Annotated in this window: 14 protein-coding genes and 1 tRNA gene; 4 read left to right on the top strand and 11 right to left on the bottom strand. The window is 70.6% G+C overall.

Translation table 11 applies throughout. The features are described from left to right. Nucleotides 1–74 precede the first annotated feature (74 nt). Nucleotides 75–797 (top strand): DUF2306 domain-containing protein, encoded by a 723-nt coding sequence (locus ACU6XJ_RS05235; protein ID WP_476307249.1) that lies wholly within the window; start codon nucleotides 75–77, stop codon nucleotides 795–797. On the opposite strand, the gene ACU6XJ_RS05230 is transcribed toward ACU6XJ_RS05235, so the two are convergent. Then, nucleotides 794–1,255, bottom strand: coding sequence for a hypothetical protein (locus tag ACU6XJ_RS05230; RefSeq protein ID WP_476307247.1), 462 nt, complete (start codon nucleotides 1,253–1,255; stop codon nucleotides 794–796). The two genes, ACU6XJ_RS05235 and ACU6XJ_RS05230, sit on opposite strands and share 4 nt — an antisense overlap. Before the next feature lie 102 nt (nucleotides 1,256–1,357). Here ACU6XJ_RS05230 and ACU6XJ_RS05225 point away from each other — a divergent pair, with 102 nt between their 5' ends. Both ACU6XJ_RS05225 and ACU6XJ_RS05220 read left to right on the top strand, forming a co-directional pair. Continuing rightward, nucleotides 1,358–2,041, top strand: a complete 684-nt coding sequence (locus ACU6XJ_RS05225) for a response regulator transcription factor (protein ID WP_476307245.1) — start codon at nucleotides 1,358–1,360, stop codon at nucleotides 2,039–2,041. Between the two features lies 1 nt (nucleotide 2,042). Next, a complete protein-coding gene (locus ACU6XJ_RS05220; protein ID WP_476307243.1) occupies nucleotides 2,043–3,338 on the top strand; it encodes a sensor histidine kinase in 1,296 nt (431 codons plus the stop codon). Here the strand turns inward: ACU6XJ_RS05220 and ACU6XJ_RS05215 are convergent. The 8 genes from ACU6XJ_RS05215 to ACU6XJ_RS05180 all read right to left on the bottom strand — a co-directional run bounded on the left by ACU6XJ_RS05215 (nucleotide 3,310) and on the right by ACU6XJ_RS05180 (nucleotide 10,134). Next, nucleotides 3,310–3,774, bottom strand: coding sequence for an NUDIX domain-containing protein (locus ACU6XJ_RS05215; protein WP_476313808.1), 465 nt, complete (start codon nucleotides 3,772–3,774; stop codon nucleotides 3,310–3,312). The genes ACU6XJ_RS05220 and ACU6XJ_RS05215 overlap by 29 nt on opposite strands. Nucleotides 3,775–3,892: 118 nt before the next feature. Continuing rightward, complete coding sequence (locus ACU6XJ_RS05210; protein WP_476307242.1) at nucleotides 3,893–4,633, bottom strand: urease accessory protein UreD; 741 nt, start codon at nucleotides 4,631–4,633, stop codon at nucleotides 3,893–3,895. Next, entirely contained in the window at nucleotides 4,630–5,292 is a 663-nt protein-coding gene (gene ureG, locus ACU6XJ_RS05205) for an urease accessory protein UreG (RefSeq protein WP_476307240.1), read from the bottom strand. Before ureG ends, ACU6XJ_RS05210 begins: the two co-directional genes overlap by 4 nt. Further along, complete coding sequence (locus ACU6XJ_RS05200) at nucleotides 5,282–5,935, bottom strand: urease accessory protein UreF (protein WP_476307238.1); 654 nt, start codon at nucleotides 5,933–5,935, stop codon at nucleotides 5,282–5,284. Before ACU6XJ_RS05200 ends, ureG begins: the two co-directional genes overlap by 11 nt. Further along, entirely contained in the window at nucleotides 5,935–7,974 is a 2,040-nt protein-coding gene (locus tag ACU6XJ_RS05195; protein ID WP_476307237.1) for an urease subunit alpha, read from the bottom strand. Before ACU6XJ_RS05195 ends, ACU6XJ_RS05200 begins: the two co-directional genes overlap by 1 nt. Then, complete coding sequence (locus ACU6XJ_RS05190; RefSeq protein WP_476307235.1) at nucleotides 7,971–8,273, bottom strand: urease subunit gamma; 303 nt, start codon at nucleotides 8,271–8,273, stop codon at nucleotides 7,971–7,973. Before ACU6XJ_RS05190 ends, ACU6XJ_RS05195 begins: the two co-directional genes overlap by 4 nt. A 153-nt stretch (nucleotides 8,274–8,426) precedes the next feature. Next, nucleotides 8,427–8,843 (bottom strand): DoxX family protein, encoded by a 417-nt coding sequence (locus ACU6XJ_RS05185; protein ID WP_476307234.1) that lies wholly within the window; start codon nucleotides 8,841–8,843, stop codon nucleotides 8,427–8,429. 142 nt (nucleotides 8,844–8,985) lie between these two features. Further along, on the bottom strand, nucleotides 8,986–10,134 hold the full coding sequence (locus ACU6XJ_RS05180; protein WP_476307233.1) for a thioester domain-containing protein: 1,149 nt from the start codon (nucleotides 10,132–10,134) through the stop codon (nucleotides 8,986–8,988). A gap of 221 nt (nucleotides 10,135–10,355) precedes the next feature. On the opposite strand from ACU6XJ_RS05180, the gene ACU6XJ_RS05175 reads away from it, so the two are divergent. Next, nucleotides 10,356–11,045: an esterase/lipase family protein gene (locus ACU6XJ_RS05175; RefSeq protein ID WP_476307232.1), complete on the top strand. Its 690-nt coding sequence runs from the start codon at nucleotides 10,356–10,358 to the stop codon at nucleotides 11,043–11,045. 31 nt (nucleotides 11,046–11,076) lie between these two features. Here ACU6XJ_RS05175 and ACU6XJ_RS05170 read toward each other — a convergent pair whose 3' ends face one another. Next, entirely contained in the window at nucleotides 11,077–13,323 is a 2,247-nt protein-coding gene (locus ACU6XJ_RS05170; RefSeq protein ID WP_476307231.1) for an ATP-binding protein, read from the bottom strand. Between the two features lie 162 nt (nucleotides 13,324–13,485). Beyond that, nucleotides 13,486–13,559 (bottom strand) — tRNA-Leu (locus tag ACU6XJ_RS05165). Nucleotides 13,560–13,585 lie beyond the last annotated feature (26 nt).

Genomic DNA, 13,585 nt, shown 5'->3' with positions numbered 1-13,585 from the left:
TTCGACTCAAGCGGACCGGCGCCTGCGCCGTTCATGCTGCGACGGCATAGCCGTTTCGCTTGGGGGAGATGTCAGTGACAGCGACGCTTGAGCGCCCGCCGCGGGCGCGCGAGGAGAAACGATGGTGGCGGCGGCCGTGGATCGCGCCGCTGATGGTGGGGGCGGTGGTCTTCATCGCCTTCTCCGTCCCGCGGTACCTGACCGGCGATTCCGCCGACTCCAGGGTGCCGATCCGGGAGGACTTCTGGCCGCACTACCCGCTGCTGGTGGGACACGTGGTGTTCGGCTCGGTGGCGCTGGTGACCACCTGTCTCCAGGTGTGGCCGTGGTTCCGGCAGCGCTACCCCGTCGCGCACCGGTACATCGGGCGGGTCTACGTCTTCGCGGGCGTGCTGCCCGCCGGGATCCTGGCCCTGGTCGTGGGCTGGATGACGCCGTTCGGCTACGTGGTGCAGGTCAGCAACGTGATGGGGGCGGTGCTCTGGCTGGGCACTACCGCGGTCGGCTGGCGGCTGGCCCGCAAACGCCGGTTCCGCGACCACCGCCGGTGGATGATCCGCAGCTTCGCGTTGTGCACGTCGATCGTGATGAGCCGCGTGTGGTCCGTGCTGTTCGCCCTGCCGTACGCGTCGGAATTGGCCGCCGCGTCACCGGAGGAGCAGGCGCGGATCTTCCTGCCGATCGCAGGCGTCACGGCGTGGTTCAGCTGGGTGTTCAACCTGCTCCTCGCCGAGTGGTGGCTGGAACGCAAACCCCGCAGGGCAGCCACCACGACACCGTTGGTCGACGCGGCCTAGTCGTCGTCTTCGCGGGTGACGTCGGCGTGGGGGGTGCCGTCCAGACAGCGGACGGTCACCTTGAACTCCACGTCGTCGGCCTCGAAGGACACCTTGGCGTTCGCGCCTGCCTGCTCGATGGGGTCGTCCTGGTGGAAGCCCTGGGCTGGGGAGGCCGAGGAGATCGTCGCGCGACCGTCCGTGCAGCTTGCCAGCACGGTGCCGCCTTGGACGGCCAGCACCTGCTCCGGGCCGCGGGCTGGCGGGGCGGGCGCGGTGGTGGTCGGTGGGGTGGACACCGAGGTGCGGGCGTTGGCCTGCTGCACGACCTGCTGTTCGGTCAGCGGTTCCGGCGCCTTGGGCACGATGCCCTGACCGATCGAGCCGACCGCGACCAAGCCGCCCGCGGTGGCCACGGTGGCCGCCGCGACCCAGGCCGCGATCGCGGCCGCCGTGCGGGTGCCCAAGTGCGGTGCCATGCCGTCATTGTGCCGTTCGGCGGGTTAAGGCAACGCCAAGACGGCACTATGGCGACACCAACGCGACCGCGTCGGCGCAGGTCAGACGCTAGCGTATGGCGGGTGGCCCAGGTGTTGTTGATCGAAGACGATGCGACCATCCGCACGAAGACGATCCGTGCGCTGACCGAGCGGGGACACGCGGTGTCCTCCAGCGCCACCGCCATGGCGGGGCTGCAGGCTGCGCTGGCCGAGCAGCCCGACCTGGTCGTGCTGGATCTCGGGCTGCCCGATATGGACGGCACCGAACTGCTGCGGATGCTACGCGCGGTGAGCACTGTGCCGGTCATCGTGGCCACCGCCCGCGACGAGGAGGCCGTGATCACCGCGGTGCTCAACGCGGGCGCCGACGACTACGTGGTCAAGCCCTTCGGCGCAGGGCAGTTGGACGCGCGGATCAGGGCGGTGCTGCGGCGCGGCGGCGCGGAGCACGCGCAGGAGGCGCTGATGGTGGGGGAGTTGCGGATCGACGCGCGGTCGCGGGAGGCCAGCCTGGCCGGGGCGCCGCTGGAGTTGACGCCGCGCGAGTTCGACCTGCTGCACTACCTGGCCGCGCGGCCAGGCGAGGTGGTGACCAAGCGGGAACTGCTCACCGAGGTGTGGCAGGTGCCTTACGGCGGCGCCGACAAGACCGTGGACGTGCACCTGTCCTGGCTGCGCCGCAAGCTGTCGGAGTCCGCGCAGCAACCGCGGTACCTGCACACCGTGCGCGGCGTGGGCGTCAAGCTGACCGCCCCGGAGGCCTGAGGTGCGGCTCCGACTCGCGCTGCTGGTCACCGCCACCATGTCTCTGGTGCTGCTGGCGTTCCTGCTGCCGCTGGCTGTGCTGCTGCGCGATGTCGCGGCCGACCGGGCGGTGGCGCAGGCCACCGAGCGCAGCCAGTACCTGAGCACCCTGGTGGCCACCACCAACCGCGACCAGGTGCGGGTCATCCTGCAGAGCGCCAACCAGCAGGGGCCCTCGGCGTTCACGGTGTTCTTCGGGGACGGCAAGACCGACGGTGCGCGGGCGGAGCGGTCGGCCGCGGTGCGGCTGGCCGAAACGGGCCGCAGCCTCACCGCGTTCGCGCCCGGCGGGCGGGAGATCCTCACCTTCGTGCGGGACTCCTCCGGCGCGGGCAGCGTGGTGCGCGCGTTCGTGCCCGATGCGGTGCTGACCGCGGGGGTGACCAGAGCGTGGGTGCTGCTGGCCGCGGTCGGGCTGGGGCTGCTCGGCCTGGGCATCGTCGTCGCCGACCGGCTGGCCACCACGATCGTGCGGCCCACCCGGGAACTGGCCGCGGTCTCCCACCGGCTGGCCCGCGGGGACCTGGACGCCCGCGCGGAACCCGGCGGCCCGCCCGAGATCCGCGATGTCGGCACCGCGGTGAACCACCTGGCAGGGCAGATCCAGGAACTGCTGGCCGAGGAGCGGGAACGCATCGCCGACCTGTCACACCGACTGCGCACCCCGCTGACGGCGCTGCGGCTGGAGGCCGAGGCGGACGGCGGGCGGTTCAGCGCCGTCGTGGACGCGATGGAACGTTCCATCACCGACATCATCGCGCAGGCCAGGGCGCGGAACGCGGCGCTGGAGTCGCATCCGTCCGCGCCGCACAGTGATGCGGTGGAGGTCGTTGCCGACCGGGTGCGGTTCTGGTCGGTGCTCGCCGAGGACACCGAACGCGAGGTCGAGGTATCGCTACCCGCGGCCCCGTGCCCAGTGGCGGTGTCGCGGGAGGACCTCGCGGCCTGCGTGGATGCGTTGCTGGGCAACGTGTTCGCGCACACCGCGGACGGCGTGGGCTTTTCCGTGACGTTGACCTGCCTGCCGGACAGGGGCGCCAGGCTGGTGGTCGGCGATGCGGGGACCGGGTTCGACGGCGGTGTCGAACCCCTGCGGCGGGGAGTCAGCGGAGGCGGTTCCAGCGGTCTCGGGCTGGATATCGTGCGGCGCACCGCACACGCCTCCGGAGGTTCTGTTTCCGTCGGCCGCTCGGCCAAAGGCGGAGCGGAGGTGAACGTCGTTTTCGGGGCTAGCGCTGATTCGGCAGGCAATGCTTGACCGGCCACCCATGGACACTGAAACGATTGCCCTCCTGGTAGGCCGCAATGGCATTCGCCGGATAGGGGATCAGCGTCTCGGGCAGTTCCGTCAGCGGGAACCAACGCAGCGCGGAGCATTTGGCGGGTTCCCGATTGACCGGCTCACCCGACCAGCGGGTCACCGCGAAGAACAGCCCCAACCGGGGTTCGTCCCCGGAGCCCGCGATATGCATCGTGTGCACGTGGTGCAAGTCCTCCTGTTCGATGATCACCCCCGTTTCCTCCTCGGCTTCTCGGGCCGCGGCATCCAGCACGGATTCGTCCGCGTCCAGTTTTCCCGACGGGAGATGCCATACCCCGTCGAATGCGGGGTTGGTGTCCCGCCGCTTGGAGAGCAGCAGTTCGTGCTCTCGGCGTAGGAGGACATGGACATCCACGATATGGCGATAAGTCATCACTGAATTGGCTTAGCACTGTGTGCACCGGTTCGACCACAGTCTGCGACCACCATTACGACAAGCGGCACGCGGAATACGGCAAGCGTTCGCCGGGGATAACCCGAATAGAGCAGAGTCAATTCAGTGGAATCAGCGGCAGCCAGTTTCTTGTCAGTTCAGCGAGACGCTCGGCGGCCGTAATGGTGTCGCAGGCCAACACGGTGACCAGCGCTGCTCCATTCAGCGCGTGCACCGCGCCCGTGCCCGGCAGCACCCGAGTCGGCGCGTCCAGCCCAGGCGCGGCGACAAGCATGCTGGTCAGCACCCTGGCGTCGCCGAGGACCGCGGGCGAGCGGTAGACGGCGGGGTCCAGAAGGCGGGTCGTGCTTCGCAGCACCGGCTCCCCGTCCCGCTGGACCCGCCAGCGCAGCACGGCCCGCCCCGGCTCCTCCCCGTGGCGCCCGAGCACCACAGTCTCCTGCCAGCACAGCGTGGCGCCGGATGCCAGGTCGATGCGGGTGGTGGCATGCAGCAGTGCGCCCGCGGTCAGCACGGTCGGCAGCAGCCGCACGTCGCCCACCGCGCCGGAGGCCACGTTCGCGTGGACGTCGAGCATCGCCGGATCGCTGCCCGCGCCGGGCTGGACAAGCTGGGCGCCGGTGCTGCGCAGGTACAGCGTCCCGTCCCGGACGTCGACGTCCAGCCGCAGACTGTCCCCGCCCAGCGGACCGGCGGCCGAGCCGACGAGGTGCACGGCCACCGTCGACGGGTCGGCGGAGCGGGTCCGCCGCAGGGTCAGCGGCGGCCGCGACCGCAGCACCGGGACGGTGACCCTGCCGTGCTCCCTGCCGACCGCGACGGCCGCGCTCGCCTTCATGCCGCGAGTTGCCTGAGCACCCAGTCGGTGACTTCGGTCGCCGCCGGGTCCTCGGTGAGCGAGGTGAACAGCACCGGCAGTTCGCCTCGCGCGGCGGCGGCGTCCCGCGCCATCACGCCGAGGTCGGCGCCGACCCGGTCGGCGAGATCGGTCTTGTTGACGACGAGCAGATCGGAACGGGTGACGCCGGGGCCGCCCTTGCGCGGCACCTTGTCGCCGCCCGCGACGTCGATGACGAAGATCTGCCGGTCCACCAGGCCCTGGCTGAAGATCGCGGTGAGGTTGTCCCCGCCGCTTTCCACCAACACCAGGTCCAGCTCGCCATGGCGGTGCTCCAGCTCCTCGATGGCGTCCAGGTTGGCGGTGATGTCGTCGCGGATCGCCGTGTGCGGGCAGCAGCCTGTCTTCACGGCGATGATCCGCTCGTCCGGCAGCACCGCCGCCCGCCGCAGGAACTCAGCGTCCTCTGTGGTGTAGATGTCGTTGGTGACCACGCCCAGCCGGAGCCGCTCCCGCAGCGTCCGGCACAGCGCAGCCACCAGCGCGGTCTTGCCCGACCCCACCGGTCCGCCGATCCCGATGCGGGGCGTGGCACCCAACAGGTGGTGGTGCGGGTCGGGCCCGGCGTCGTGCGGCCCGGTGCCGTGGTTACGAGACAAAGAGCGCTCCCTCCAAAGAGTCGTGGCCGTCGGCGAGGATGTCCAGCAGCGGAGCGGAATCCTCCGCCAACCCCTGGGCTGCTTCCGCGGCAACAGCGTCCACAGTGGACGCGAGCTCGTTGAGGACGCGTTGCACGGCGAAGGGGTCCAAGCCCAGCAGCCTGATCGCCGCCGAGGCGGGCCCGGTCACCGACGCCAGCGCGGCGGCCGTCGCGGTGTCCTCGGCACTCGCCCCCGTCGAGGCCGCCACCGTCCCGAACACGACCGCCTGATGCGCCCCCGCGGGACACGCCGCCCGCAATTCGGCGCATTCGGGAACGGAGTGGAAGGCGCGCAGCAGACCCCGGCCTTGGCGGCGGGAGGCCGCGCGAGCAGCGGGGGAGGGCGTTCGGGCGTCGAACTCGGCGTCGAGCCGTTGCCAGGCAACGGCGTCCGGGTGCTCTTGGGCGAGCCGGCAGGCCGCTGCGGCGAACGAGGCCGAGACGCGGCCCGCGGTGTGCAGGCGGCCGAGCAGGAAGCCGTGCAGGCTCGGCGGATCGGTGACCAGACCGCAGCGCCAGGCGGATTCCAGGCCGCCGGAGTGGACGTGCCCGCCCGCGGGGAGCCGGGCGTCGGCGAGCAGGAGCAGCGCGGCGGGCACCATCAGAACAGGAAGTACCGCTGTGTCATGGGCAGCGTGGTCGCGGCCCGCGGCTCGACCACGTCGCCGTCCACCCGCACCGTGAACGTGTCCGGGTCGACCTCGATCCTGGGCAGCGCGTCGTTCTGCGGCATGGCGGCCTTGCCTCGGTTGCGCACATCGCGCACGGCGACCACGTTGCGGCGCAACGCGAGCCGCTCGTTGTCCAGCGCGATGGGTGCGACGAAGGCCAGTGACCGCTCCGCGGCCAAGGCGGGTTCGGCGGCCCACATGGGGCGGGAGAACACCGGCTGCGGAGTGGGGATCGAGGCGCCCGGATCACCCATCGCAGCCCACGCGATCATCCCGCCCTTCACCACCACGTGCGGCCGCACCCCGAAGAACGCGGGCTCCCACAGCACCAGGTCGGCCAGCTTCCCCGGTTCCACCGACCCCACCTCGCCGTCGAGGCCGTGCGCCACCGCGGGGCAGATCGTGTACTTGGCGACATACCGCCTGGCCCGCAGGTTGTCGGCGGGTCCATCGCCCGCCAGCGCGCCCCGGTACTCCTTGTTCACGTGGGCGGTCTGCCAGGTGCGCAGGATCGTCTCCCCGACCCGTCCCATGGCCTGCGAATCGGAGCTGATCATCGAGATGGCGCCGAGGTCGTGCAGCAGGTCCTCGGCGGCCATGGTGCTCGGCCGGATGCGGGACTCCGCGAACGCCAGGTCCTCCGGCAGCGACGGGTCCAGGTGGTGACACACCATCAGCATGTCGAGGTGCTCGTCGAGGGTGTTCACGGTGTAGGGCCGCGTGGGGTTGGTCGACGAGGGCAGCACATTGGCGTGCGCCGCCAGCGCGATCACATCCGGCGCGTGCCCGCCACCGGCGCCCTCGGTGTGATAGGCGTGGATGACGCGACCCGCGATGGCATCCACTGTGGACTCAAGGAAGCCCGCCTCGTTGAGGGTGTCGCTGTGCAGGGCGACCTGAACGCCCGCTTGGTCGGCGACGGTGAGGCAGGCGTCGATGGCGCTCGGCGTGCTGCCCCAGTCCTCGTGCAGCTTGAACCCGCAGGCACCGGCGCGAAGCTGCTCCCACAGGGCGTCGGCGCTGACCGTGTTGCCCTTGCCGAGCAGACCGACGTTGACGGGGTAGCCGTCCAGCGCGAGCAGCATCCGCTCCAGGTGCCACCCGCCGGGCGTGACCGTGGTGGCGCGCGTGCCCTCCGCGGGTCCGGTACCGCCGCCCAGGATCGTGGTGATCCCGGCCGAGAGCGCCTCCGGCACTTGCTGCGGTGCGATCAGGTGCACGTGGACGTCGATGCCGCCCGCGGTGAGGATATTCCCGTTGCCCGCGAGGATCTCGGTGGACGGTCCGATCACGAGGTCGGGATGGACGCCGTCCATGGTGTCGGGGTTGCCCGCCTTGCCGAGCGCGGTGATCCGCCCGTCCCGGACCCCGATGTCGGCCTTGACCACGCCCCAGTGGTCGAGCACGACGGCACCGGTGATGACCAGGTCGGGGGCGCCCTCGGCGCGGGTGACCGCGGCCTGCCCCATCGACTCGCGGATGACCTTGCCGCCGCCGAAGACGACCTCATCGCCCGCCCGTCCCGGCCCGCCGCAGCGGTCCTCGGTGACCTCGATGAGCAGGTTGGTGTCCGCCAGCCTGATCCGGTCGCCGGTGGTGGGTCCGAAGCGGGCCGCGTACTCGGCCCGGTCCATCACCCGCGCGGGAGCCGCGGACCCGCTGGCCGGGCCGAGTTCGGCCGTGCCGCCGCGCAGCCCGGGAACCCGCCGCCTGCCGCGCAGCGGGACGAGCGACACCTCCACCGCGACACCGGGTTCGAAGCGCACCGAGGTGCCCGCCGGCACGTCCAGCCGCCTGCCGTGGGCGCGGTCCCGGTCGAACTCCAGCGCGGGATTGGCCTCCGCGAAGTGGTAGTGCGAACCGACCTGAACCGGCCGGTCGCCGGTGTTGAGAACGCGCAGCGACTCCCGCGGCGCGCCCTCGTTGAGCGTGAGGTGCCCGTCGGCGGGCAGGATTTCGCCGGGGATCATCGGATCGGCTCGTGCACGGTGACCAGCTTCGTGCCGTCCGGGAAAGTGGCCTCCACCTGGACGCTGTGCAGCATCTCCGGCACCCCCGGCAGGACGTCCTCCCGGCGAAGCACCTCACGCCCGGACTCCATCAGCGTGGCGACGCTGTTGCCGTCCCGCGCGCCTTCCATCACGAACGCGCTGATCACCGCGACCGCCTCCGGGTGATTCAACGCCAACCCCCGCGCCCGGCGGCGGTGAGCCAGCTCGGCGGCCAGATGGATCAGCAGCTTGTCCCGCTCGCGGTCGGACAGACGCATATCGGCCGACTCTAGGTTTCCCGCGGCACCGCCACCACCGCCGTGTCCGGCACGTCCGGTTGATTTCCCTGTTGTTGACAGCCCCGACTTCCGCCGTTGACATCGGACATGAAAAAGGGCCGAGCCACAGCGGCTCGGCCCCCCAGGAATCAATCAGGTGCGGAGTGACTGGAGCAAAGCCAGGATGGAGCCCCGCCGCGCCCAGGCGATGAACGCGAACACGACCCCCAGCAGCAACGGCACGATCGCGCCCGAGGCGGGCGGAAGCGCGAAAACGTGAGCCAGCGCAGCTCCGATCATGACCCCCACCAGGCCGAGCGCGGCCAGTCCGGCGAGCCGGGGGATCAGCAGCCCGATCCCGCCCGCGATTTCCACCACACCGGTGAAGTAACGGAACCAGTCGCCGAACCCGATGGCTTCGAAGGATTCGATGGTCCCAGGCTGGAGCACGAGAATCTTGCCGATACCGGCGAAAACGAAGAAGGCGGCCAGCAGTACCTGAAGTACCCACAGCACGATGTTGAGAGCCTTGCCGGGAGCAGCAGGCCGGACGGTCAGGGCGTCGCTCATGGTGTTCTCCTCGTCTAGGTGAGCTGTTGTCTGTTCAGACCACCCAAACGAGCGAAACTCACCGGCATATCACGTTAATTTCCGCCGCAACCAACCTGTGACCTTCGGGTGGGGAGGCGGAGGCCTCCCCACCCTCGAATCCTCAGCTGTACCTGCGGCGACGCACCATGTAGAGCGCCCCGGTCCCACTGCCGAGCAGACCGGCACCCAGCGCGATCCACCCGAAGACGGAGGCACCCGTGTTCGGCAGGTCACCACCGGGCGTCGTGGTCGGCGGGGCGGGCGTGTCCGGCGTGGAGGTCACCGGCGGCGTGGTCACCGAAGGCGTGGTCGGCGTCGGGCCGGGCGCCCACTTCGCCACCGCCTCCGCCATCACGTCGGTCGGCTTGGGCGTCGGCACGATCAACCCGGTCAGGCACTGGTGCTCCAGCGTCTGCAGCGAAATACCGTCACCCACGAAGAAGCGGGCGCTGCCATTGGTCTTGGTGCCCTTGACGGTGATGGTCGCCTGACCCGCGGACTGGCCCGCGGGCACCTTGACGAACAGCTGATCGCCGTTGGCCGCGGTGGTGACCGCGTTGCCGTCCTTGCCCACCAGCGACACCCCGTCCGGCGCGTCCTTCAGGCCCACAGCCACCGTGTCGATGCTGCTGTTCACCGTGAACGGCCCGATCAGCTGACCCGGCACGCCCGTGCGCTCCCGAGGCTCCACCGACAGGGCGCCGTCCTGCTTCGCGCCGACCTGCTTGACCAGGTGGTTGTAGACCGCCATCACCTGCGGGCTGTTCTTCGCCGGGTCCAGCCGCGCGCCGCTGGTGTAGTGCCACACCGCGGCCTGCGTGCCCGCGATGGCGTCCGCGTCCGAGAGCGTCCCCACCGAGCTCCGCACGCCCAACGCCTTCGCGCCAAGCGACGGGAAACCGTTGCTGATCACCGAGGCGACCGAGCTGCTGGACGGCCCGGCGCCGGTGAAGGGCAGCCCGCCCGCCAGCGGCATCTCGACGACCGTCATGTACGGGTTGTGCATGCCGTGTGAGGCGAACACCGACTGGAGCTTGTAGGCGAGCACCTCCTCCTCGTCGGGGAACAGGCGCAGGCCGACCATCGAGGTCGGCGACGCCTGGCCCAGACCGGGAACCGGCGCCGAGAAGTGCACGTCGCTGCCCTTGACCACGCTGCCCGACGTGCGGCCGACCGGCCCGGCGCCCGCGGGCACCGCCGATGTCAGCACGGCGGCAACGACGCCCGCGAGAACGGCCGCCGCTCCCACCGGGCGCAAACGAACTCCCATCACGCTGTCCCTTCCTCAACCAGCCGTCCCCGACTAACGCCTGGTCAACGAAAGGTCACGGCGAGAGTTACTCAGGTTTCCCGCCGCCGCCGAGACGTCCCCCTCGCACCGAATGACCGGAAGATCCGAGTACGTAGCGCTCTACGCAGTTCTGCCGATGTGCTCCCGATTACCGCTCGCGCACGCTGTCGACACTTTCCGAGCGTGAGGAGAAGTGGTCGATGAGCAGAGTCAGCCGCATTGTCGCGGTGCTGGGACTGGTGGCCGCCGCGGTGGTCGGGGCGGGCGCGGGGCAGGCTTCTGCCGCGCCGTTCGAGAATGGTCGGAACCCGGTGGTGTTCGTACACGGGTTCACCGGCAAGGCATCGAACTGGGACAAGCTGGCGGCCTCGCTGGTGGAGAGCGGTTACGCGCCGGACCAACTCTTCGCGTTCACCTACGAAAGCTACTTCACCTCCAACGTCAAGACCGCCGATATCATCGGGCAGAAGGTCGCCGACGTGTTGCGGAGGACCGGGGCGTCCAAAGTGGACATCGTTTCGCACTCGATGGGCGGGCTGAACAGCCGCTACTGCGTGAAGTTCGCCAGCTGCGCGGGCAAGGTCGAGCACTGGGTGTCGCTCGCGGGCGCGAACAAGGGGACAACGGCCGCGAACCTCTGCTATCTCGTGCCCTGCCGGGAGATGGTGCCGGGGTCGGCTGTCCTGACCCGGCTCAACGCGGAACCGATGCTGCCCGCGGGCACCAAGTGGTCGACGCTGTGGACGCCCAACGACGGCGTCATCGTCCCCGCCACCAACACCGTTCTGGAGGGGGCGAACAACATCCAGGTCGACCCCAGCCTCAAACACATCAGCATCCTGGGCGATCCCGGGGTCTTCGCCACGGTGCACGATCTGCTCGGGGCGTGAGCTCGTCGGTGACCTGTCGCCTCGCGGCAGGTCACCTGCGGGAGGCTACCCAGGCGGCGATCTGGGCGCGGTTGTTGAAGCCCAACTTCACCAGGATGTTCGCCACGTGCTTGTCGGCCGTGCGTAGGGCGATGACGAGCTTCGCCGCGATCTCGCGGTTGCTCAGGCCTTGGGCGACCAGTTCCGCGATCTCCGATTCCCTCCTGGTCAGCGGCTCCGGCTCGGCGGCGATCCGCTCCTCCGGCACGTCCTCGCCGAGGGCGTATGCCGCGGCCGCAGCCAAGGACAGGGCGCGGCCCTCGGCGTAAGCCTGCTCGAACCGCGTCTCGCCCAAGGCGGTGCGGGTGGCCTTCATGTGCTTGCGGTGCGGCAGCATCACCGCCACCTCCGGGGATGCGTCGGCCGCTGTCCACAGGGTGCTCGCCGCCCCGAACAGGGTGGCGGCCCGGACGTGCTCGCCCTGGCGGGAGGCGATCCAGGCCATGCAGTCCATGTGGTACGCCCTGGCCAGCCGGTCGTCGAGCACCAGGTCCGCCCGCAGGCCCTCCCGGCAGGCGTCCGCGGCGACCTCGACGTCGCCGAAGCCGACCTCGACCACGGCCACCCCGAACATCGCCATCGCGCGGTAGTACCACTCTCCCGAGCACGCGCTCAAGGTGACCATTCGCCGCAGGACGCGGCGGGCCTCGTCCAGCTCGCCCATATACGCCAGTGCCACACCGAGGGTGAACAGCGGGTGGAGTTGGGGGCGGATCTCGCCCCGCTCCTGGAACTCCGCCACGGCGGCCGAGGCGTACTCCGCGGTACGGATGTCGACGCTCATCGCGCCCGCGAGTCCCCGCACATAGTGGATATACGGCCTGCCCGCCTCGTCTCCGATCGCTTCGGCCTGCGCCAGGCGGCTGTGGGCCAGGTCCATGTCGGAGTGCAGCAGGGCATGCAGGGCCGAGATGGCCAACGCGTGCGCGCGATCGGGGTGGTCCGGCGGGGCGGCGGCCAGTGCACGGTCGATCCACATCCGGCCCTCGGGATTGAGGCCTTGCAGCGACCAGTATTCGGGGATGCGACGCGACATCCGCAGGGCGATGCTGCCCTCGCCCGGCTCCGTCGTGGACCAGTCCAGCGCGGCGCGCAGGTTCGCGTGGTCATGTCGGAGGCGGGTGATCAGCGAAAGCTGGTCCTCGCTCGCCCAGCGTTCATCGGCCTGCTCGGTCAGCAGGTCGAACCAGTCGCGGTGCAGGCGCAACACCCGCCGCCGATCCCCGGCCAACTGCTCCAGGCCGTACTCGCGCAGCGACTCCAGTATCCGGTACCGCACGATGCCGTCCCGCTCCTCCCGGATCAGCACCGATTTGTCCAGCAGGGCGTCGACGAGGTCGAGCACCTGCGCGCGGTCCACGCCGGGTCCGGCGCACACGAATTCGGCGGCCTCCAGGTCGAAGGAGCCCGCGAACACCGACGCCCGCGTCCACACCGCCCGCTCGGCTTCCGAGCAGAGCCGGTAGCTCCAGTCGATGGTGGCGCGCAGCGTCTGCTGGCGATCGGGGGCGGTGCGGGCGCCGCCGGTCAGCAGCGGCAGGTTCAGCCGGTCGGCGATCTGCCGCGGCGACAGCGACCGGACGCGGGCGGCGGCCAACTCGATCGCCAGCGGCACACCCTCCAGTTGGCGACACAGCCGCACGATGTCGGCGCTGTTGGCGTCGGTGATCTCGAAGTCCTGCCAGACCGCCGCGGCCCGGTCGGCGAACAGCCGCACCGCGTCGTACCCGGCCGCCTGGGTCCGGCCCGCCTCCACCGCGGGCAAGGACAGCGGCGGCACCCGCAGCACCTGCTCACCCGTGACGCCCAGGGACTGCCTGCTGGTGGCCAGCACGACGACCTCCGGGCAGTGCGCCAGCACGGCCGCGGCGAACTCCGCGCACGCCTCGACGAGGTGCTCGCAGTTGTCCAACAGGAGCAGCACCCTCCGCTCGCGGAGGTGATCGAGCACGGTCTCGGTGAGCAGCCTGCCGGACCGATCGTGCAGCCCAAGACGGTCGGCCACCAGGTTGGGCACCAGCGCCGCGTCCCGCAGCTCGGCAAGACCGACGAAGACGACGCCGTCGAAGAGGCGGGCCACACCCCGCGCGACGGTGACCGCCAGGCGGGTCTTACCGACGCCGCCCGACCCGGTCAACGTCACCAGCCGGGACTCGCCCAGCATCCGACGCACCTCGGCGCCCTCGTGACGCCTGCCGACATAGCTGGTCACCTCGGCAGGCCCGCCGACAAGCACCATCCCACCTCGCAGAGCTCCCGGGCACGGCCCGTCGGCCACCGCCTTGTACGGATCTCTTCATATCGCGCGCAGCGGCCGCCTGCTTGGAGGCGCGCTTCGGGACCGGGACCGATACCGAGGACATGGGCCGTACGGCGCCTGGTGTGAAGGTGAGTTCTCCGGTGGGGCCGGTGGGACTCGAACCCACACTGGCACGGACCTAAACCGTGTGCCTCTGCCAATTGGGCTACGGCCCCCATGCGCCGGTGTGACAGCGCCGGGA

It is taken from the genome of Actinorectispora metalli, from assembly GCF_056323685.1.
This window is presented reverse-complemented; position numbering and strand designations above follow the sequence as displayed.

What these genes read in the sequence shown, in the direction of transcription:
- ACU6XJ_RS05230 (WP_476307247.1), bottom strand. Translation starts at nt 1,255, where the DNA reads ATGGCACCGCACTTGGGCACCCGCACGGCGGCCGCGATCGCGGCCTGG.
- ACU6XJ_RS05215 (WP_476313808.1), bottom strand. Translation starts at nt 3,774, where the DNA reads ATGACTTATCGCCATATCGTGGATGTCCATGTCCTCCTACGCCGAGAG.
- ACU6XJ_RS05210 (WP_476307242.1), bottom strand. Translation starts at nt 4,633, where the DNA reads ATGAAGGCGAGCGCGGCCGTCGCGGTCGGCAGGGAGCACGGCAGGGTC.
- ACU6XJ_RS05200 (WP_476307238.1), bottom strand. Translation starts at nt 5,935, where the DNA reads ATGGTGCCCGCCGCGCTGCTCCTGCTCGCCGACGCCCGGCTCCCCGCG.
- ACU6XJ_RS05195 (WP_476307237.1), bottom strand. Translation starts at nt 7,974, where the DNA reads ATGATCCCCGGCGAAATCCTGCCCGCCGACGGGCACCTCACGCTCAAC.
- ACU6XJ_RS05190 (WP_476307235.1), bottom strand. Translation starts at nt 8,273, where the DNA reads ATGCGTCTGTCCGACCGCGAGCGGGACAAGCTGCTGATCCATCTGGCC.
- ACU6XJ_RS05185 (WP_476307234.1), bottom strand. Translation starts at nt 8,843, where the DNA reads ATGAGCGACGCCCTGACCGTCCGGCCTGCTGCTCCCGGCAAGGCTCTC.
- ACU6XJ_RS05180 (WP_476307233.1), bottom strand. Translation starts at nt 10,134, where the DNA reads ATGGGAGTTCGTTTGCGCCCGGTGGGAGCGGCGGCCGTTCTCGCGGGC.
- ACU6XJ_RS05175 (WP_476307232.1), top strand. Translation starts at nt 10,356, where the DNA reads ATGAGCAGAGTCAGCCGCATTGTCGCGGTGCTGGGACTGGTGGCCGCC.
- ACU6XJ_RS05170 (WP_476307231.1), bottom strand. Translation starts at nt 13,323, where the DNA reads ATGGTGCTTGTCGGCGGGCCTGCCGAGGTGACCAGCTATGTCGGCAGG.